The organism is Streptomyces sp. NPDC045022, from assembly GCF_056432605.1.
In genome coordinates this window covers 230,053-248,819 of the sequence record NZ_JBWKIR010000010.1, presented here as the reverse complement: position 1 = coordinate 248,819, position 18,767 = coordinate 230,053, and the positions used below count along the sequence as shown (strand labels likewise).

Sequence of the window (18,767 nt, the reverse complement as noted above, 5' to 3'; positions counted from 1 at the left end):
CACCAAGGAAGCATCATGAAGATCGACTGGGCGGCCCTCGGCTCCGTCTTCGGCGTCAGCCTCGTGGTCACCGTGGGCCTGGTGGCCCTGTTCACCCTCGGCATCAAGGGCCTGTCCCGGCGCGAGCAGGCCGCGGCCCGGGGCGACTCCGCCGCCCTCGCCGTCACCGGCGCCTACGTCTGCTTCGCGACCTGCGCGGCGGCGGTGGCGTACGGCATGTACCTGATCGTGGCCAAGGCCTGACCGAGCACCCGAGGCTCCCCTCCAGCCGCTGCCGGAGGGGAGCCTCTGGCATGTCCTCACGCCCCACGGTGTGGGGATCGGCACACTCTCCCCACGCAGGTCAACAGCAAGTTGACGGCCGTTCCGGGCGCATGGTGGACTGCCCAGGCCATGTACGGCGGCAGAAGAGGAAGCCGGTGCGAATCCGGCGCGGTCCCGCCACTGTCACCGGGGAAGAACCCCCCGGGAGCCAGGAACTCTCGCCGCCGCATCTCGTCGAACCAGGGCGCGGACACCCTGAGTGAGGACATAGATCGCCATGCTCGGCTGCCGAAGGACCAGTACCAGGCCCGCTCCTGTGCCCACGGCCGGCTGAGCCGATGGGTGCCGATCGCTCCTACGCGTACGGCGCCGCCGCCGGTCTCCTCGGTGACCTGCTCCTCGGTGATCCACGCCGCGGGCATCCGGTCGCCGCGTTCGGACGGGCGGCCGCGGCCGTGGAACGCGTGTTGTGGCACGACCACCGCGGCTGGGGCACGCTGCACACCACCGTGTGCGCCGGTGGCGCCGTCGCCCTGGGCGCGCTGGCCGCACGCGTCGTACGCCCCTCCCCCGCCGCCTCCGTCGCGCTGACCGCCGCCGCCACCTGGGCCGTCGTCGGCGGTACCTCGCTCGCCCGGGAGGCCCGCACCATCGGGCGGGCCCTGGAGGCCGGGGACGTGGAGGCGGCCCGCGCGCGGCTGCCCCATCTGTGCGGCCGGGACCCGCAGGCGCTGGACGCCGACGGGATCGCCCGGGCCGTGGTCGAGTCGGTCGCCGAGAACACCTCCGACGCCGTCGTGGGCGCCCTGGTGTGGGGTGCGGTGGGCGGGGTGCCGGGGCTGCTGGGGTTCCGGGCGGTCAACACCCTCGACGCGATGGTCGGTCACAGGTCGCGACGTTTCCGGCGCTACGGCTGGGCCTCCGCCCGCCTCGACGACCTCGCCGGCTGGCCGGGGGCCCGGCTGACCGCCGTCCTCGCCGTGCTCGCCGGCCCCGATCCGCGCGGTGCCGTACGGGCCTGGCGGGCCGACGCGTCCCGGCACCCGAGCCCCAACGCCGGGCCCGTGGAGGCCTCGTTCGCGGGTGCCCTCGGCGTGCGCCTGGGCGGGACGCTCTCCTACGGCGGCCGGGTCGAACACCGCCCCCTGCTCAACGGGGAGTCCGGGCGTGCCGTCCGGGTCACCGACATCGACCGGGCCGTACGGCTCTCCCGCCGCGTCGGCCTGCTCGCGCTCGGCGCCACGGTCGCCGCGCGCCGACTCGTGAAGGGACGTGGGAAGTGAGCGGGGGTCTCCTCGTCGCCGGCACCACCTCCGACGCCGGCAAGAGCGTCGTGACGGCCGGGATCTGCCGGTGGCTGGTGCGCCAGGGCGTGAAGGTCGCGCCGTTCAAGGCGCAGAACATGTCCCTCAACTCGTTCGTGACCCGGGAGGGCGCGGAGATCGGGCGGGCGCAGGCCATGCAGGCCCAGGCGTGCCGGGTCGAGCCGACCGCGCTGATGAACCCGGTGCTGCTCAAGCCGGGCGGCGAGCAGAGCAGCCAGGTGGTGCTGCTGGGCAGGCCGGTGGGCGAGTTGAGCGCGCGCGGGTACCACGGTGGGCGGCAGCAACGACTCCTCGGCACGGTGCTGGAGTGTCTGGCCGAGTTGCGGGGCACGTATGACGCGGTGATCTGTGAGGGGGCGGGAAGTCCGGCCGAGATCAATCTGCGCCGGACCGACATCGTCAACATGGGGATCGCGCGGAACGCGCGGCTGCCCGTGCTGGTGGTGGGGGACATCGACCGCGGGGGCGTCTTCGCCTCCTTCTTCGGCACGGTCGCGCTGCTCTCGCCGGAGGACCAGGAGCTGGTCGCCGGGTTCCTGGTGAACAAGTTCCGCGGGGACGTCTCCCTGCTGGAGCCCGGCCTGGACATGCTGCGCGGACTCACCGGGCGGCACACGTACGGAGTCCTGCCCTTCCGGCACGGGCTCGGCATCGACGAGGAGGACGGGCTGCGGGTGTCGCTGCGGGGGACCGTCCGGGAGTCGACCGTCGCTCCCCCAGTCGGCGAGGACGTGCTGCGGGTCGCCGTGTGCGCGATCCCGCTGATGTCCAACTTCACGGACGTGGACGCGCTGGCCGCCGAACCGGGTGTCGTGGTGCGGTTCGTGGACCGCCCGGAGGAGCTGGCGGACGCGGACCTGGTCGTGATCCCGGGGACCCGGGGCACGGTCCGGGCGCTCCAGTGGCTGCGGGAACGGGGGCTCGCCGACGCCCTCGTGCGCAGGGCCGCCGAGCGACGGCCGGTGCTCGGCATCTGCGGCGGCTTCCAGATCCTCGGCGAGCACATCGAGGACGAGGTCGAGTCGCGGGCCGGTGAGGTCCCCGGGCTCGGCCTGCTTCCCGTAAGGGTGCGGTTCGCCCGCGAGAAGACCCTGACCCGGCCGGCCGGGGAGGCCCTCGGCGAGCGGGTCGAGGGGTACGAGATCCATCACGGGGTCGCCGAGGTCTCCGGTGGTGACGCCTTCCTGGACGGCTGCCGGGTCGGCCAGACGTGGGGCACCCACTGGCACGGCTCGCTGGAGTCGGACGGCTTCCGGCGGGCCTTCCTGCGCGAGGTGGCCGCCGCCGCGGGCCGCCGCTTCGTACCGGCGCCGGACACCTCCTTCGCCACGCTGCGCGAGGAGCAGCTCGACCGGCTCGGCGACCTGATCGAACAGCACGCGGACACGGACGCGCTCTGGCGGCTCATCGAGTCGGGCGCGCCGCAAGGACTGCCTTTCATTCCACCGGGAGCGCCCGCATGAGCACAGTGTTGTTGTTGTCGACCGCCGACACGGATCTGCTGGCGGCCCGGGCCTCCGGCGCCGGGTACCGGATCGGCAACCCGACCCGGGTCGACGTGGCCGGGGAGCTGCCGGGCCTGGTCGAGGGCGCGGACATCGCCGTCGTACGGCTGCTGGGCGGCAAGCGTGCCTGGGAGGACGGGCTGGCCGCGCTGAAGGCGTCCGGGGTGCCGACCGTGCTGCTGGGCGGCGAGGCCGTCCCCGACGCCGAGCTGATGGCCGAGTCGTCCGTGCCGGCCGGAGTGGTCGCGGAGGCGCTGAAGTACCTGGTCGAGGGCGGCCCCGCGAACCTGCTGGAGCTGTCCCGGTTCCTGTCCGACACCGTACTGCTGACCGGTGAGGGCTTCGAGGAGCCGCGCAAGATGCCGGAGTACGGTGTGCACGGCGCGTACGAGCTGCGGGACGGCCGTCCGACCGTGGGTGTGCTCTTCTACCGGGCGCACGAGCTGAGCGGCAACACCGCCTTCGTCGACACGCTGTGCGAGGCGATCGAGGCGAAGGGCGCCAACGCCCTGCCGGTGTACTGCGGTTCGCTGCGCGGCGCGGACGCCGGGCTGTACGAGCTGCTGGGGAAGACCGACGCACTGGTGGCCACCGTCCTCGCGGCCGGCGGCACGCACGCCTCGCAGGCGTCGGCGGGCGGCGACGAGGAGGCATGGGACATCGGCGCGCTCGCCGACCTCGATGTCCCTGTGCTGCAGGGGCTCTGCCTCACCTCCTCGCGGGAGGCGTGGGAGGAGTCGGACGCGGCCCTGTCCCCCATGGACGCGGCGATGCAGGTCGCGATCCCCGAGTTCGACGGCCGGCTGATCACCGTGCCGTTCTCCTTCAAGGAGCAGGGCCCGGACGAGGTTCCGGTGTACGCCGCCGACCCGGAGCGGGCTTCCCGGGTGGCCGGGATCGCCCTGCGGCACGCGCGGCTGAAGCACAAGCCGAACGCCGAGAAGAAGATCGCCCTGGTCTTCACGGCGTACCCGACCAAGCACTCCCGCGTCGGCAACGCGGTCGGGCTGGACACGCCGGCGTCGGCGGTACGCGTGCTGGACGCGCTGCGCGACGCCGGGTACTCGCTGACCGAATACCCCGCCGAGGGCGACGAGTTGATCCACCGGCTGATCGAGGCCGGCGGTCACGACGTGGAGTGGCTGACGGAGGAGCAGCTGGCCGCCGCGCCCGCACGGGTGCCGCTGGCCGACTACCGGGCGTGGTTCGGGAAGCTGGACCCGGAGCTGCGGGACGCGATGACCGAGGCGTGGGGCGAGCCGCCGGGCAACCTGTACGTGGACGGCGACGACATCGTGCTGGCCTCCCTGCGGTTCGGGAACGTCGTCGTGATGATCCAGCCGCCGCGCGGCTTCGGCGAGAACCCGATCGCGATCTACCACGACCCCGACATGCCGCCGTCCCACCACTACGTGGCGGCCTACCGCTGGCTCGAGAACAGCTTCGGCGCCGACGCGATCGTGCACATGGGCAAGCACGGCACCATGGAATGGCTGCCGGGCAAGGGCCTCGGGCTGAGCGCCGGCTGCGCCCCGGACGCGGTGCTCGGCGAGCTGCCGCTGGTCTACCCGTTCATCGTCAACGACCCCGGTGAGGGCACCCAGGCCAAGCGGCGCGGGCACGCCACGGTGGTCGACCACCTGGTACCGCCGATGGCGCGTGCCGACACCTACGGCGACCTGGCCAAGCTGGAGCAGCTGCTGGACGAGTACGCGCTCGTCTCCGATCTGGACCCGGTGAAGGCGCCGGCCGTCCGCGCCCAGATCTGGACCCTCGTCAAGGCGGCCGAGCTGCATCACGACCTGCACGTGGACGAGCAGCCGGACGACGAGGCGTTCGACGAGTTCGTCATGCACATCGACGGCTATCTGTGCGAGATCAAGGACGTGCAGATCCGCGACGGCCTGCACATCCTGGGCGGCGGGCCGGTCGGTGAGCCGCGTGTGAACCTCGTCCTCGCCGTGCTGCGCGCCTCGCAGGTGTGGGGCGGCCAGGCCAACGCGCTGCCGGGCCTGCGGGCCGCGCTGGCCGCTCACTTCGGCCTGGACGAGAAGGAACTGCTGGCCGAGCCGGGCGCCGCGGTGAAGGCGCCGCTGGAGCTGACGGACCTGGCGGAGGGTCCGGCGCGGACGGCGTCCGACGCGATCGACCTGCTGGAGCAGCTGTGCCGGCGGATCGCGCAGGAGATGGAGGACCGGTCCTGGGACGGTACGGCCGTACGCGCCGTGCTGCGGGAGGTGCTCGGCACCGAACTCCCGGCCGCGGTCGCCGTGCTGGAGTTCGCCTGCACCGAACTCGTACCGCGCCTCGCCCGTACCACCGACGAGATCGGGCACATCCTGCGGGCCCTGGACGGCGGTTACGTTCCGGCGGGCCCCTCGGGGTCGCCGACCCGCGGCCTGGTCAATGTGCTGCCGACCGGCCGGAACTTCTACTCGGTCGATCCCAAGGCCATTCCGTCCCGGCTCAGCTGGGAGGTCGGCCAGTCGCTCGCCGACTCGCTCGTGCAGAGGTACCTGCAGGACACCGGCGAGTACCCGAAGTCGGTCGGCCTGACCGTGTGGGGCACCTCGGCGATGCGCACGCAGGGTGACGACATCGCCGAGATCCTGGCGCTGCTGGGCTGCCGCCCGGTGTGGGACGACGCCTCGCGCCGGGTGACCGGCTTCGAGGTGATCCCGCCGGCGGAGCTGGGGCGCCCGCGCATCGACGTCACGGTCCGCATCTCCGGCTTCTTCCGGGACGCGTTCCCGCATGTGGTCGGGCTGATCGACGACGCGGTACGGGCGGTGGCGGAGCTGGACGAGCCGGCCGAGCGGAACTTCGTCAAGGCGCACGCCGACGAGGACACCGCCGAGCACGGCGACCGGCGGCGCGCCACGGCCCGCATCTTCGGCTCCAAGCCGGGGGCGTACGGCGCCGGGCTGCTGCCGCTGATCGACGCCCGCAACTGGCGCTCCGACGCCGACCTCGCCGAGGTGTACGCGGTGTGGGGCGGCTACGCGTACGGGCGCGGGCTGGAGGGACGGGCGGCGCGCGGCGACATGGAGACCGCGTTCAAGCGGATCGCGGTCGCCGCGAAGAACGTCGACACGCGCGAGCACGACCTGGTCGACGCCGACGACTACTTCCAGTACCACGGCGGCATGGTCGCCATGGTCCGGCACCTGACCGGCGCCAACCCCGAGGCGTACGTGGGTGACAGCGCCGTACCGGACCAGGTGCGGACCCGCACGCTGGGTGAGGAGACGCACCGGGTCTTCCGTGCCCGGGTGGTCAATCCGCGCTGGATGGCGGCCATGCGCCGGCACGGCTACAAGGGCGCCTTCGAGATGGCCGCGACCGTGGACTACCTGTTCGGGTACGACGCGACGGCCGGTGTGGTCGACGACTGGATGTACGAGAAGCTCAGCGCGGAGTACGTCTTCGACCCGGAGAACCGGGACTTCATGAAGAAGTCCAACCCGTGGGCGCTGCGCGGCGTCACAGAACGGCTGCTGGAGGCCGCGGACCGCGGTCTGTGGGCCGAGCCGGACGCGGAGACGCTGGAGCGGCTGCGCGCCACCTACCTCGAGCTGGAAGGCGACTTGGAGGGCGACCAGTGACCACCCCGTTCCCCTTTACGGCCGTTGTCGGCCAGGACGACCTGCGGCTCGCGCTGCTGCTGAACGCCGTCTCGCCGGCGGTCGGCGGTGTGCTGGTGCGCGGCGAGAAGGGCACCGCCAAGTCCACCGCCGTACGCGCTCTCTCGGCGCTGCTGCCCGAGGTGGCCGTCGTCCCCGGATGCCGGTTCTCCTGCGACCCGGCGGCCCCGGACCCGTCCTGCCCGGACGGGCCGCACGAGCCGGGAGCCGGTACGGCGCGCCCGTCCCGCATGGTCGAGCTGCCCGTCGGCGCCTCCGAGGACCGGCTGGTCGGCGCGCTCGACATCGAGCGGGCGCTCGCCGAGGGGGTGAAGGCGTTCGAGCCGGGCCTGCTGGCCGGCGCGCACCGCGGCATCCTGTACGTGGACGAGGTCAACCTCCTCCACGACCACCTGGTCGACCTGCTGCTGGACGCGGCGGCGATGGGTGCCTCGTACGTGGAGCGGGAGGGCGTCTCCGTGCGGCACGCGGCCCGGTTCCTGCTCGTCGGCACCATGAACCCCGAAGAGGGCGAACTGCGGCCGCAGTTGCTGGACCGGTTCGGGCTGACCGTGGAGGTCGCGGCCTCGCGGGAGCCGGATCAGCGGGTGGAGGTCGTGCGGCGCAGGCTGGCCTACGACGACGACCCGGCCGGCTTCGCCGTCCGCTGGGCCGACGAGGAGGCCGCCGTCCGGCAGCGGATCGTCGCGGCCCGGGAGTTGCTGCCGCAGGTGCGGCTGGGCGAGGCGGCGCTGCGGCAGATCGCGGCGACCTGCGCGGCGTTCGAGGTGGACGGCATGCGGGCCGACATCGTGATGGCGCGTACGGCGACCGCGCTGGCCGCGTGGGCCGGGCGGACCGACGTGCTCGCGGAGGACGTGCGGCAGGCCGCGCTGCTCGCGCTGCCGCACCGGCGCCGGCGCAACCCGTTCGACGCGCCGGGCCTCGACGAGGACAAGCTGGACGAGACGCTGGAGCAGTACTCCGGGGACGGCGGGGACACCGACGACGATCCCGGTCCCGACGGACCCGGTGGCGGCGGTGGGCAGCCGGCATCCGACAGCGGTCCGCAGGGCGACGGCGGCAGTGCCGCGCAGCCCGAGGCCGGTGAGGGCGGGCAGCCGCAGCCGTCCGGCTCCCAGGAGCAGTCGGCCGTACGGGCCGCCGAGCCGTTCCGTACGAAGGTGCTGAGCGTGCCCGGGATCGGGGAAGGTGCCGCCGGCCGGCGGTCGCGGGCCCGGACCGAGCACGGGCGGACGACCGGGGCCCGGCGGCCCCGGGGTGCGCTGACCCGGCTGCACCTGGCGGCGACCGTGCAGGCCGCCGCCCCGCACCAGCGGGCCCGCGGCCGGTCGGGGCCGGGGCTGGTGATCCGCCGGGACGATCTGCGGCAGGCGACCCGGGAGGGGCGCGAGGGCAACCTCGTGCTGTTCGTGGTGGACGCCTCTGGGTCGATGGCGGCGCGGCAGCGGATGGGCGCCGTCAAGGGTGCGGTGCTGTCGCTGCTGCTGGACGCCTACCAGCGGCGGGACAAGGTGGGGCTGGTGACCTTCCGGGGGGCCGGCGCCGCTGTCGCACTGCCGCCGACCTCGTCCGTCGAGGCGGCCGCCGTCCGGCTGGAGTCGCTGCCGACGGGCGGTCGTACGCCGCTCGCGGCCGGGCTGCTCAAGGCGCACGAGGTGCTGCGGGTGGAGCGGCTGCGGGATCCGGCGCGGCGGGCGCTCGTCGTGGTGGTGACCGACGGGCGGGCCACCGGTGGCCCGGAGCCGGTCGCCCTGGCGGGGCGGGCCGCGCGGCTGTTCGCGGCCGACGGCGTCGCCTCGGTGGTCGTGGACTGCGAGTCGGGGCCGGTGCGGCTCGGGCTCGCCGGGCAGCTCGCGGGTGACCTGGGCGGTACGGCCGTCACGCTCGACGAGTTGCGGGCCGACTCGATCGCCGGGTTGGTCAGGGATGTGCAGGGGACTTCGAGGAGGGCCGCGTAATGCCGCAGGGACAGCCGAGTGTGGTGCCGGACGACGGTCTGACGACCCGCCAGCGCCGCAACCGTCCGCTGGTCGTCGTGCACACCGGGGTCGGCAAGGGCAAGTCCACCGCCGCGTTCGGGCTCGCGCTGCGCGCCTGGAACCAGGGCTGGCCGATCGGGGTGTTCCAGTTCGTCAAGTCCGCGAAGTGGAAGGTCGGCGAGGAGAACGCGCTGCGGGTGCTCGGCGCCTCCGGCGAGGGCGGGACCGTCGACTGGCACAAGATGGGCGAGGGCTGGTCCTGGGTGCAGCGGGACATCCAGGGTGACAACGCGACCAACGAGGAGAAGGCCCGGGAGGGCTGGGAGCAGGTCAAGCGGGACCTGGCCGCCGAGACGTACCGGCTGTACGTGCTGGACGAGTTCGCGTACCCCATGCACTGGGGATGGGTGGACACGGACGAGGTCGTGGACGTGCTGCGGAACCGGCCCGGTACACAGCATGTGGTGATCACGGGGCGGAACGCGCCGGAGAAGCTCGTGGACTTCGCCGACCTCGTCACCGACATGTCCAAGGTCAAGCACCCCATGGACGTGGGCCAGAAGGGCCAGAAGGGCATCGAGTGGTGAGATCGTCGGTGCCTCGGCTGGTCATCGCCGCGCCTTCCTCGGGCAGCGGCAAGACCACCGTCGCCACGGGGCTGATGGCCGCGTTCGCCGCGCGGGGACTCGCCGTGTCCCCGCACAAGGTCGGGCCGGACTACATCGACCCCGGGTACCACACGCTCGCGACCGGGCGGGCGGGGCGCAACCTCGACGCGTATCTGTGCGGGCCGGCTCTGGTCGCTCCGCTGTTCCTGCACGGCGCCCGGGGGTGTGACCTCGCCGTGGTCGAGGGTGTGATGGGGCTGTACGACGGGGCCGCGGGCGAGGGGGAACTCGCGTCCACGGCGCACGTCGCCAAGCTGCTGCGGGCGCCGGTGGTGCTCGTCGTGGACGCGTCGTCGCAGTCGCGGTCGGTGGCGGCGCTGGTGCACGGGTTCGCGTCCTGGGACCCGGAGGTGCGGGTCGGGGGCGTGATCCTGAACAAGGTCGCCTCGGACCGGCACGAGGAGTTGCTGCGGGAGGCGCTGGATGCCTCCGGGGTACCGGTGCTGGGCGTGCTGCGGCGGGCCGCGCAGGTGGAGACGCCGTCGCGGCATCTTGGGCTGGTGCCTGCCGCTGAGCGGCGCTCGGCCGCGGTGGACGCCGTCACGGCGATGGCCGCGCAGGTCTCCGACGGATGTGACCTGGATGCCCTGATGGCGCTGGCGCGGAGTGCGGGTTCGGTGCCGGGTGCGGCTTGGGACGTGGCTGAGGCCGTCGTGCCGCCCACCCACGACCACCGGACTCGGTCGGCCGAGCAGCGGACGCCGGTGGTCGCCGTCGCCGGCGGAGAGGCGTTCACCTTCTCCTACGCCGAGCACGCCGAGTTGCTCGGCGCCGCCGGTGCCGACGTCGTCACCTTCGATCCGCTCCGGGACGAGCGCCTCCCGGAGGGCACCGCGGGGCTGGTCATCGGCGGCGGCTTCCCCGAGGTGTACGCCGCCGAGCTGTCCGCCAACAAGCCGTTGCGCGAGGCCGTCGCCGGTCTCGCGCTCTCCGGCGCGCCCGTGGCCGCCGAGTGCGCCGGACTGCTCTACCTGTGCCGGGAGCTGGACGGGCGCCCCATGTGCGGGGTGCTGGACGCCACCGCGCGGATGAGTGAGCGGCTGACGCTCGGCTACCGGGATGCCGTGGCCGTCGGCGACAGTGTGCTGGCGGTGGCCGGGACGCGGATGCGGGGGCACGAGTTCCACCGCACGGTCGTCGAGCCCGGCGCCGGTGCCGCTCCCGCCTGGGGCATGCGGGCCCCCGTCCGGCGGGTCGAAGGTTTCGTACAGCAGGGCGTGCACGCGAGTTATCTGCATACGCACTGGGCGTCCGAGCCCGGTGTGGCCCGTCGGTTCGTGGAGAGGTGCCGGACGTCATGAGCAGCAGGCTGGTCGGAGTCGGGGTCGGTCCCGGTGACCCGGAGCTGGTGACCGTCAAGGGGGTCAACGCGCTGCGTTCGGCCGACGTCGTGGTCGTACCCGTGATGGCCGCACCCGATGGAAGGGACGGCGGCGAGCGGGGGCGGGCCGAGGCGACCGTGCTGCACTACGTGCCCGAGGACAAGGTCGTCCGGGTGGTCTTCGCGCTGAACGAGCGGTCCGACCGGGCGCGGCGGGAGGCGGCCTGGGACGCGGCCGGCGAGCGGGTCGCCGAGCTGCTGCGGCGGCGGGGGTCCGTGGCCTTCGCGACCATCGGCGACCCCAACGTGTACTCGACGTTCACGTATCTCGCGCAGACCATCGCCGAACTGGTGCCGGGGGTCGTCGTGGAGACCGTGCCCGGGATCACCGCCATGCAGGATCTCGCGGCGCGGTCCGGAGCGGTGCTGACGGAGGGCACCGAACCGCTGACCCTCGTGCCCGTCACGGCCGGGTCGGCGGTGCTGAAGGAGGCGCTGGCCGGGCCGGGGACCGTCGTGGCGTACAAGTTCGGGCGGCAGGCCGCCGAGGTCGCCGAGGCGCTCGAGGAGACCGGGCGGCTCGGGGACGCCGTGTGGGGGTCGGCGCTGGGCCTGCCCGAGGAGTCGGTGCGGTCGGCCGCGGAGCTGGACGGGACGCCGTTGCCGTACCTGTCGACGCTGATCGCGCCCCCGCGGCGGGACGGCGGACGGGGCGGGAAGCTGTGACGCCGGGTCTGCCCTCAGCCGGCGATGCCGACCACCAGCCAGATGAACGCCACGCCCGCGACCGTGCACAGCAGAGTGGAGCGGGCGGGGTGTTCGTGGTGGGCCTCGGGGAGGATCTCGGCGGCGGCGAGGTAGAGCAGTACACCGCCGAAGAGGCCGAGATAGCCGCCGAGCACCGGCTCCGGGATGTGGAAGAAGGCGGTCGACAGCGCGCCCAGCACGGGCGCGCACGCGTCGGCGACCAGCATCCCGATCGCCCGGCGGCGCGCGTTGCCGTACAGGGTCGTGAGGGTGAAGGTGTTGAAGCCGTCGGCGAAGTCGTGCGCGATCACGGCGAACGCGACGGCCGCGCCCATGCCGCCGCCCACCTGGAAGGCCGCGCCGATCGCCACGCCGTCCATGGCGCTGTGGCCCACCATCGCGGCGGCCGCCGTCAGGCCCACCTCGGGCGCCCGGTGATCGTGCTCGTCACCGCCGTGGGCCGCCTGGCGCGCGGCCAGGGTGCGCTCCACCAGATGGGCCACCAGGAACCCGGTCACGAACAGCAGCAGGGCGGCGGGTACCCCGAAGACCTCGCGGCCTGCCGCCCGGAGCGCCTCCGGCAGCAGGTCGAGGCCGACCACGCCCAGCATCAGTCCGCCGGCCAGGCCGAGGACGAGATGCCTGCGGTCGGTCACGCGCTGTGCCGTCCAGCCGCCGGCCAGCGTCATCAGGAACGCGCCGAGCGCGACGAAGACCGCCATAGGCACTTGCTATCCGATGGAGGCACCTTCGTGCACATCCGGCGCCGCCCATACCTCTGCACACCCTGACATTTCGCCCACCAACGAGTTGCGTTCCCGTACGAGAGGACCCTTCCCATGGCCGATGCCCCCACCGGCAAGGTGACGTTCGTCGGTGCCGGCCCCGGCGCCGCCGACCTGCTGACGTTCCGTGCCGCGCGCGCGATCGCGGAGGCGGATGTGGTGATCTGGGCGGCCAGCCTGGTCCAGGCGGAGGTCCTCGAGCACGCGCGCGAGGACGCGGAGATCCTGGACTCGGCGGCCATGTCCCTCGAGGACGTCGTCGCCGTCTACCGGCGTGCCCAGGCCGAGAACCTGAAGGTCGCCCGCATCCACTCCGGCGATCCGGCGCTGTGGGGCGGCACCCAGGAGCAGCTGGACCGGTGCGCGGACATCGGCATCGCGACCGAGGTCGTGCCCGGTGTGTCGGCGTTCTCGGCGGTGGCCGCGCTCGCCCGGCGCGAGCTGACGATCCCCGAGGTCGCGCAGTCCGTCGTGCTGACCCGGCTGGGCGGCGGCAAGACGCCGATGCCGCCCGGCGAGGAGGTCCGCGAGTTCGCCCGGCACGGTACGACCATGGCGGTCTTCCTGTCGGCGGCGCGCAGCGGGCAGCTGGTGCGGGAGCTGCTGGAGGGCGGCTATCCGACGGACACCCCCGTGGTCGTCGCCTACCAGGCGACCTGGCCGGAGGAGCTGGTCGTGAAGTGCACGATCGGCACGCTGGAGGAGACGGTGAAGGAGCACAAGCTCTGGAAGCACACGCTCTTCCTGGTCGGCCCGGCGCTGGACGCGCACGGCACCCGCTCGCACCTGTACCACCCGGGGCACTTCCACGGGTACCGCAAGGCCGACCCGGAGGCCCGGCGGGCGCTGCGCGAGCGAGGGGCGAACAGTTGATCACGGTCGTCGGCACGGGGACGGGGGCGCCCGTTCCGGACGACGTGCTCGCCGGGGCCGCGCTGGTGGTCGGCGGACGTCGTCATCTGGACGCCGTACGGCCGCCGGAGGGCGCCGGGCGGGTGGTGCTCGGCCCGCTGGCGCCCGCCCTGGACACGATCGCGGAGTACGTCGGCAAGGAGCTGCCGGTGGTCGTGCTGGCCTCCGGCGATCCCGGGTTCTTCGGGATCGTGCGGGCGCTGGCCGAGCGGTTCGGCGCCGGGCTGCTGGACGTGCGACCGGGGGTGTCCTCGGTGGCCACGGCGTTCGCGCGGATCGGGCTGCCCTGGGACGACGCGGTCGTGGTCAGCGCGCACGGCCGGGATCCGCGGACGGCGGTGAACGTCTGCCGGGCGCACCCCAAGGTGGCCGTCCTGACCGGGCCGGGGGCCGGGCCCGCCGAGCTGGGTGCCGCGCTGACCGGTGAGCGTGTCCTCGTCGTGGCGAGCGCGCTCGGCGATCCGGAACGGGAGCGCGTGGAGCGGGTGACGCCGGCCGAGGCGGCGGCCCGGGACTGGGGCACGGCGGTGAGCGTGGTGCTGTGCCTGGACGAGGCACGGGCGCTGGGTGCGGTGCGTACGGTCGCCGGGGTTCCGTCCCGCCCGGACCGATGGGCGCTGGACGAGGCCGAGTTCACCCACCGGGACTCGATGATCACCAAGTTCGAGGTGCGGGCGCTGGCCCTGGCCCGGCTGGGGCCGCGACCGGGTGATCTGGTGTGGGACGTGGGCGCCGGCTCGGGCTCGGTGGCGGTGGAGTGCGCGCGGCTCGGCGCGGCCGTCGTCGCCGTCGAGAAGAGCCCGGACGGGGTGGACCGCGTCCGCGCCAACGCCCGGGCGCACGGCGTGGACATGCGCGTGGTGCACGGCCCGGCGCCCTCCGCCCTGGAGGATCTGGAGGATCCCGACGCGGTGTTCATCGGCGGCGGGGGGCGGGAACTGCCCGCCATCGTCACCGCGTGCGCGCGGCGGGCGCGGCGGACCGTGGTCGTCGCCATGGCCGCGCTGGACCGGGTACCGGCGGCGCGCGAGGCGCTCACGGCCGCCGGGTTCGGCTGCGACGGGGTGCTGCTGCAGTCGTCGCGACTGGCGCCGCTGCCCGGGGACGTGACCCGGCTCGCGGCCACCAATCCCGTGTTTCTGCTCTGGGGTGTCAGAACCCCGGTGCCTAGTGAAGGAGTTGCCCAGTGATCGGCCTCATTTCCGCCACCGCGGCGGGCGCGGCGGCGCGGGACCGGCTGGCCGCGGCGTGGCCGGACCGTACCCGGGTGTACGAGGGTCCCGTCGGGGAGGCCGTACGGGCCGCGTTCGCGCAGTGCGAGCAGGTGGTGTGCTTCCTGGCGACGGGGGCGGTGGTGCGGCTGCTCGCACCGCTGCTCGGCGACAAGACGGCCGACCCGGGTGTGGTGTGCGTGGACGAGGGCGGCCGGTTCGCGGTCTCGCTGGTCGGCGGGCACGGCGGCGGCGCCAACGAACTCGCCCGCGCGGTGGGTGAGGTGCTGGGGGCCGAGCCGGTGGTGACCACCGCGACGGACTCCGTCGGACTGGCGGGCCTGGACACGCTCGGACTGCCCTGTGAGGGCTCGGTGGCCCTGGTCTCCCGCGCCCTGCTGGACGGTGAACCGGTCGCGCTGGAGGCGGAGGTGCCGTGGCCGCTGCCACCGCTGCCGACCTCGGCGCGGGGGCCGTACACGATCCGGCTCACCGACCGGGACGTCGTACCGGGCGAGCGTGAGGTGCTGCTGCGTCCGCCGTCCCTGGTGGTCGGGGTCGGTGCGTCCAAGGGGGCGCCGGTGGACGAGGTCCTCGGGCTGGTCGAGGAGACGCTGGCACAGGCGGGCCTCTCGGTGAGGTCCGTGGCCGAACTCGCCACGGTGGACGCCAAGTCGGCGGAGCCGGGCATCGTCGCGGCCGCCGAACGGCTCGGGGTGCCCCTGGTGACCTACTCCGCCGAGGAGTTGGCGGTGGTCGAGGTGCCCAACCCGTCGGACGCGCCGCTCGCGGCCGTCGGCACGCCGTCGGTGGCGGAGGCCGCCGCGCTGGCGTGCGGCGGTGAACTGCTGGTCCCGAAGCGGAAGTCGGGGCGCGCCGACGGGCGGCCCGCGATGGCGACCTGCGCGGTCGTACGACGCCCCGGGCGCGGGCGGCTCGCTGTGGTCGGGCTCGGGCCCGGCGCCCGGGACCTGCTCACCCCGCGCGCGGCGGCCGAACTGCGGCGGGCCTCGGTGCTGGTCGGGCTCGACCAGTACGTGGACCAGATCCGCGATCTGCTGCGGCCGGGCACCCGGGTGCTGGAGTCGGGGCTCGGCGCGGAGGAGGAGCGGGCCCGTACGGCCGTCGCGGAGGCGCGGCGCGGGCACGCGGTGGCGCTGATCGGCAGCGGGGACGCGGGCGTGTACGCCATGGCCTCCCCGGCGCTCGCCGAGGCCTCCGACGACATCGACGTGGTCGGGGTGCCCGGGGTGACGGCCGCACTGGCCGCCGGGGCGGTCCTGGGCGCGCCGCTGGGCCACGACCATGTGTCCATCAGCCTGTCCGACCTGCACACACCGTGGGAGGTCATCGAGCGCCGGGTGCGGGCGGCGGCCGAGGCGGACATCGTCGTCACCTTCTACAACCCCCGTTCCCGGGGCCGTGACTGGCAGCTGCCGAAGGCGCTGGGCATCCTCGCCGAACACCGGCGGCCGGCCACACCGGTCGGTGTCGTCCGCAACGCCTCGCGGCCGGACGAGTCGAGCCGGGTGACGACGCTGGCCGAACTCGACCCGGCGACGGTCGACATGATGACGGTCGTGACCGTGGGCAACACCGCGACCCGCACCATCGCGGGGCGCATGGTGACCCCGCGCGGCTACCGCTGGCAGGAGTCCGCGTCGATGAGCGGCTCCGCCTCAGGGCAGGAGGGCGCCCAGTGAACCGTGTGGTCCACCCCATCGAGCAGGAGTCCTTCCGGCGGCTGCGCGCCCGCCTGGCCACGTCGCACTTCCCGCCGCTCACCCGGGCGGTGGTGGAGCGGGTCATCCACTCCGCCGCCGACCTGGAGTACGCCACCGATCTCGTCATGGACGAGGGCGAGCTGGCGAAGGCGCACACGGCGCTGCACGCCGGGGCGCCCGTCGTCGTGGACGTGGAGATGGTCGCGGCCGGGATCACGCGGCGGGAGACCGTGTGCCGGCTGAAGGACGCGCGTTCCGGCCCCGGACTGACCCGTTCGGCCCATGCGATCCGGCTCGCCTACGAGCAGGTCGGGCCGGGCGCCCTGTGGGTGATCGGCTGTGCGCCGACCGCCCTGGAGGAGCTGCTGACCCTGGACGCCTCCCCCGCACTCGTCATCGGCCTGCCCGTCGGCTTCGTCGGCGCGGCCGAGTCCAAGGCCGCGTTGCGGGACAGCGGGCTGCCCGCCGTGAGCAACGTGTCCGAGAAGGGCGGCTCGGCGGTCGCCGCCGCCGCGCTCAACGCCCTGCTGTACCACCCCACTTCGCCTGAGGAGACCTCGTGACCACCCCGCCCGCCCTGCTCATCGCCGGACACGGCACCCGCGACGACGCCGGAGCCGAGGCGTTCCGCGACTTCGTCCGGGAGCTGGGGCGCCGCCGGCCCGACCTGCCCGTCGCGGGCGGTTTCATCGAGCTGTCCCCGCCCCCGCTGGGCGAGGCCGTCGCCGAGCTGGTCGAGAAGGGCGTGCGCCGGTTCGCGGCCGTGCCGCTGATGCTGGTGTCCGCCGGGCACGCCAAGGGCGACATCCCGGCGGCGCTGGCCCGCGAGAAGGAACGGCACCCGGGCATCTCGTACGCCTACGGCCGCCCGCTCGGCCCGCATCCGGCGCTGCTGAGCGTCCTGGAGCGGCGGCTGGACGAGGCGCTCGGCGGCGCGGAGCGCGGCCCCGGGGACCGGGCGGACGTCACCGTCCTGCTGGTGGGCCGGGGTTCGACGGACCCCGACGCCAACGCCGAGGTGCACAAGGCGGCGCGGCTGTTGTGGGAGGGCCGTGGGTACGCCGGTGTGGAGACGGCGTTCGTGTCGCTGGCGGCGCCGGACGTGCCGAGCGGCCTGGACCGGTGCGCGAAGCTGGGAGCGCGGCGGATCGTCGTCCTTCCCTACTTCCTGTTCACCGGCATCCTGCCGGACCGGGTGCGGCAGCAGACCGAGGGCTGGGCGGCCGCGCACCCGGAGATCGACGTACGGTCGGCCGACGTCATCGGGCCCGAGCCGGAGCTGCTGGACCTGGTGCTGGAGCGGTACGAGGAGGCCGTCAAGGGCGATCTGCGCATGAACTGCGACTCCTGCGTGTACCGGATCGCGCTGCCGGGCTTCGAGGACAAGGTGGGGCTGCCGCAGCAGCCGCACTTCCATCCGGACGACGACGGCCACCACCACGGGCACGGGCACCACCATCACGGGGGGCACTCGCACAGCCATGCGCACTGAGGACGCCGGGGGCACCGGGCACGACCTTCGTCATCACGGGGACGCCGAGGTGCGGGACGACGGGGCCGCGCTGGTCGACCTCGCCGTCAACGTCCGGGCCGACACGCCTCCGCCGTGGCTGCGCGAGAAGATCGCCGCCTCGCTGTCGTCCCTCGCGGCCTACCCGGACGGGCGGGCGGCGCGGGCGGCGGTGGCGGCGCGGCACGGGCTGCCGGTGGAGCGGGTGCTGCTGACGGCGGGGGCGGCGGAGGCGTTCGTACTCCTGGCCCGCGCCCTGAAGGTCCGTCGGCCGGTGGTGGTGCACCCGCAGTTCACCGAGCCGGAGGCCGCGCTGCGGGACGCCGGGCACATGGTGGACCGGGTGCTGCTGCGGGAGGAGGACGGCTTCCGGCTGGATCCGGCGGCCGTGCCGGACGACGCGGACCTGGTGGTGATCGGGAATCCGACGAACCCGACGTCGGTGCTGCATCCGGCCGGCGTGATCACCGAACTGGCGCGTCCGGGGCGGACGTTGGTGGTCGACGAGGCGTTCATGGACGCGGTGCCGGGTGAGCGGGAGGCGCTGGCCGGGCGGACCGACGTGCCCGGGCTCGTGGTGCTGCGCAGCCTGACCAAGACATGGGGGCTGGCGGGGCTGCGCATCGGATACGTGCTGGCCGGCCCCGGGATCATCGCCTCGCTGGAGCGGGCCCAGCCGCTGTGGCCGGTGTCGACGCCCGCGCTGGCCGCGGCGGAGGCGTGTGTGGCGCCGCGGGCGCTGGCGGAGGCGGGGCACGCGGCGCATCGCGTCGCCGGGGACCGGGCCCATCTGGTCGCGGGGTTGTCCGCGCTCGCCGATCGTGGCGTCCGGGTGGTGGAGCCCGCACAGGGGCCGTTCGTGCTGGTCCGCATGGAGGGCGCTGCCGCTGTACGACGACGGCTGCGCGACCTCGGCTACGCGGTGCGCCGCGGGGACACGTTCCCGGGGCTCGGTGAGGAGTGGGTGCGGGTGGCTGTGCGGGACCGGACCACGGTGAGCGGTTTTCTGCGGGCGCTGTCGGCTGCGCTGCGGTAACCGGGGCTGCGCCCCTGAACCACCCTGACCGGCACTTCACCCATGACGTCGTCCGCGTCGGCCTACTTCGGCGGCGCCGTTCGGGGAGGGGTGGGACGGGCCCCTCCCCGGTGGACGGTGGCAGTCAGCCCTG

The 18,767-nt window shown here is 74.1% G+C and carries 15 protein-coding genes and 1 riboswitch; of the genes, 14 read left to right on the top strand and 1 reads right to left on the bottom strand.

The features are described from left to right. Positions 1-15: 15 nt before the first annotated feature. The 8 genes from AC07C1_RS20340 to cobI all read left to right on the top strand — a co-directional run bounded on the left by AC07C1_RS20340 (position 16) and on the right by cobI (position 11,435). Positions 16-243 carry a hypothetical protein gene (locus AC07C1_RS20340; protein WP_478940773.1) on the top strand — a complete coding sequence of 76 codons (228 nt, stop codon included), beginning with the start codon at positions 16-18 and terminating at the stop codon, positions 241-243. 118 nt (positions 244-361) lie between these two features. Then, positions 362-504, top strand: a riboswitch (cobalamin riboswitch). A gap of 98 nt (positions 505-602) precedes the next feature. Next, complete coding sequence (locus AC07C1_RS20335) at positions 603-1,547, top strand: cobalamin biosynthesis protein (RefSeq protein WP_478940771.1); 945 nt, start codon at positions 603-605, stop codon at positions 1,545-1,547. Next, positions 1,544-3,052, top strand: a complete 1,509-nt coding sequence (locus AC07C1_RS20330) for a cobyric acid synthase (protein ID WP_478940769.1) — start codon at positions 1,544-1,546, stop codon at positions 3,050-3,052. The genes AC07C1_RS20335 and AC07C1_RS20330 overlap by 4 nt, the downstream gene beginning before the upstream one ends. Continuing rightward, the gene (gene cobN, locus AC07C1_RS20325; protein WP_478940767.1) at positions 3,049-6,699 is read left to right on the top strand and encodes a cobaltochelatase subunit CobN; all 3,651 of its coding nucleotides are present in this window, start codon (positions 3,049-3,051) and stop codon (positions 6,697-6,699) included. The genes AC07C1_RS20330 and cobN overlap by 4 nt, the downstream gene beginning before the upstream one ends. Continuing rightward, positions 6,696-8,699 carry a putative cobaltochelatase gene (locus tag AC07C1_RS20320; RefSeq protein ID WP_478940765.1) on the top strand — a complete coding sequence of 668 codons (2,004 nt, stop codon included), beginning with the start codon at positions 6,696-6,698 and terminating at the stop codon, positions 8,697-8,699. Before cobN ends, AC07C1_RS20320 begins: the two co-directional genes overlap by 4 nt. After that, positions 8,699-9,307 (top strand): cob(I)yrinic acid a,c-diamide adenosyltransferase, encoded by a 609-nt coding sequence (gene cobO, locus AC07C1_RS20315; protein ID WP_055704317.1) that lies wholly within the window; start codon positions 8,699-8,701, stop codon positions 9,305-9,307. Before AC07C1_RS20320 ends, cobO begins: the two co-directional genes overlap by 1 nt. Further along, entirely contained in the window at positions 9,304-10,689 is a 1,386-nt protein-coding gene (locus tag AC07C1_RS20310; protein WP_478940763.1) for a cobyrinate a,c-diamide synthase, read from the top strand. The genes cobO and AC07C1_RS20310 overlap by 4 nt, the downstream gene beginning before the upstream one ends. Next, positions 10,686-11,435, top strand: a complete 750-nt coding sequence (gene cobI, locus AC07C1_RS20305) for a precorrin-2 C(20)-methyltransferase (protein ID WP_478940761.1) — start codon at positions 10,686-10,688, stop codon at positions 11,433-11,435. Before AC07C1_RS20310 ends, cobI begins: the two co-directional genes overlap by 4 nt. Positions 11,436-11,449: 14 nt before the next feature. Here the strand turns inward: cobI and AC07C1_RS20300 are convergent, their stop codons facing one another. Further along, positions 11,450-12,178, bottom strand: coding sequence for a ZIP family metal transporter (locus tag AC07C1_RS20300; RefSeq protein ID WP_478940759.1), 729 nt, complete (start codon positions 12,176-12,178; stop codon positions 11,450-11,452). A 117-nt stretch (positions 12,179-12,295) separates the two neighbouring features. Here AC07C1_RS20300 and cobM point away from each other — a divergent pair, with 117 nt between their 5' ends. From cobM to cobC, 6 genes are read left to right on the top strand one after another with little or no spacing between them, the layout of a single operon-like run. Then, a complete protein-coding gene (gene cobM / locus AC07C1_RS20295; RefSeq protein WP_478940757.1) occupies positions 12,296-13,114 on the top strand; it encodes a precorrin-4 C(11)-methyltransferase in 819 nt (272 codons plus the stop codon). Continuing rightward, positions 13,111-14,343 (top strand): precorrin-6y C5,15-methyltransferase (decarboxylating) subunit CbiE, encoded by a 1,233-nt coding sequence (gene cbiE / locus AC07C1_RS20290; protein ID WP_478940755.1) that lies wholly within the window; start codon positions 13,111-13,113, stop codon positions 14,341-14,343. The genes cobM and cbiE overlap by 4 nt, the downstream gene beginning before the upstream one ends. Beyond that, positions 14,340-16,067 carry a precorrin-3B C(17)-methyltransferase gene (gene cobJ, locus AC07C1_RS20285; RefSeq protein WP_478940754.1) on the top strand — a complete coding sequence of 576 codons (1,728 nt, stop codon included), beginning with the start codon at positions 14,340-14,342 and terminating at the stop codon, positions 16,065-16,067. The genes cbiE and cobJ overlap by 4 nt, the downstream gene beginning before the upstream one ends. After that, positions 16,064-16,651 (top strand): precorrin-8X methylmutase, encoded by a 588-nt coding sequence (locus tag AC07C1_RS20280; RefSeq protein ID WP_478940752.1) that lies wholly within the window; start codon positions 16,064-16,066, stop codon positions 16,649-16,651. The genes cobJ and AC07C1_RS20280 overlap by 4 nt, the downstream gene beginning before the upstream one ends. Continuing rightward, a complete protein-coding gene (locus tag AC07C1_RS20275) occupies positions 16,648-17,580 on the top strand; it encodes a sirohydrochlorin chelatase (RefSeq protein WP_478940751.1) in 933 nt (310 codons plus the stop codon). The genes AC07C1_RS20280 and AC07C1_RS20275 overlap by 4 nt, the downstream gene beginning before the upstream one ends. Then, complete coding sequence (cobC, locus tag AC07C1_RS20270) at positions 17,570-18,634, top strand: Rv2231c family pyridoxal phosphate-dependent protein CobC (protein ID WP_478940750.1); 1,065 nt, start codon at positions 17,570-17,572, stop codon at positions 18,632-18,634. Before AC07C1_RS20275 ends, cobC begins: the two co-directional genes overlap by 11 nt. The last annotated feature ends 133 nt before the right edge of the window (positions 18,635-18,767 follow it).

Coding starts and splice junctions, on each gene's coding strand:
- AC07C1_RS20340 (WP_478940773.1), top strand. CDS start 16: ATGAAGATCGACTGGGCGGCCCTCGGCTCCGTCTTCGGCGTCAGCCTC.
- AC07C1_RS20335 (WP_478940771.1), top strand. CDS start 603: ATGGGTGCCGATCGCTCCTACGCGTACGGCGCCGCCGCCGGTCTCCTC.
- cobN (WP_478940767.1), top strand. CDS start 3,049: ATGAGCACAGTGTTGTTGTTGTCGACCGCCGACACGGATCTGCTGGCG.
- cobO (WP_055704317.1), top strand. CDS start 8,699: ATGCCGCAGGGACAGCCGAGTGTGGTGCCGGACGACGGTCTGACGACC.
- cobI (WP_478940761.1), top strand. CDS start 10,686: ATGAGCAGCAGGCTGGTCGGAGTCGGGGTCGGTCCCGGTGACCCGGAG.
- AC07C1_RS20300 (WP_478940759.1), bottom strand. CDS start 12,178: ATGGCGGTCTTCGTCGCGCTCGGCGCGTTCCTGATGACGCTGGCCGGC.
- cobM (WP_478940757.1), top strand. CDS start 12,296: ATGGCCGATGCCCCCACCGGCAAGGTGACGTTCGTCGGTGCCGGCCCC.
- cobC (WP_478940750.1), top strand. CDS start 17,570: ATGCGCACTGAGGACGCCGGGGGCACCGGGCACGACCTTCGTCATCAC.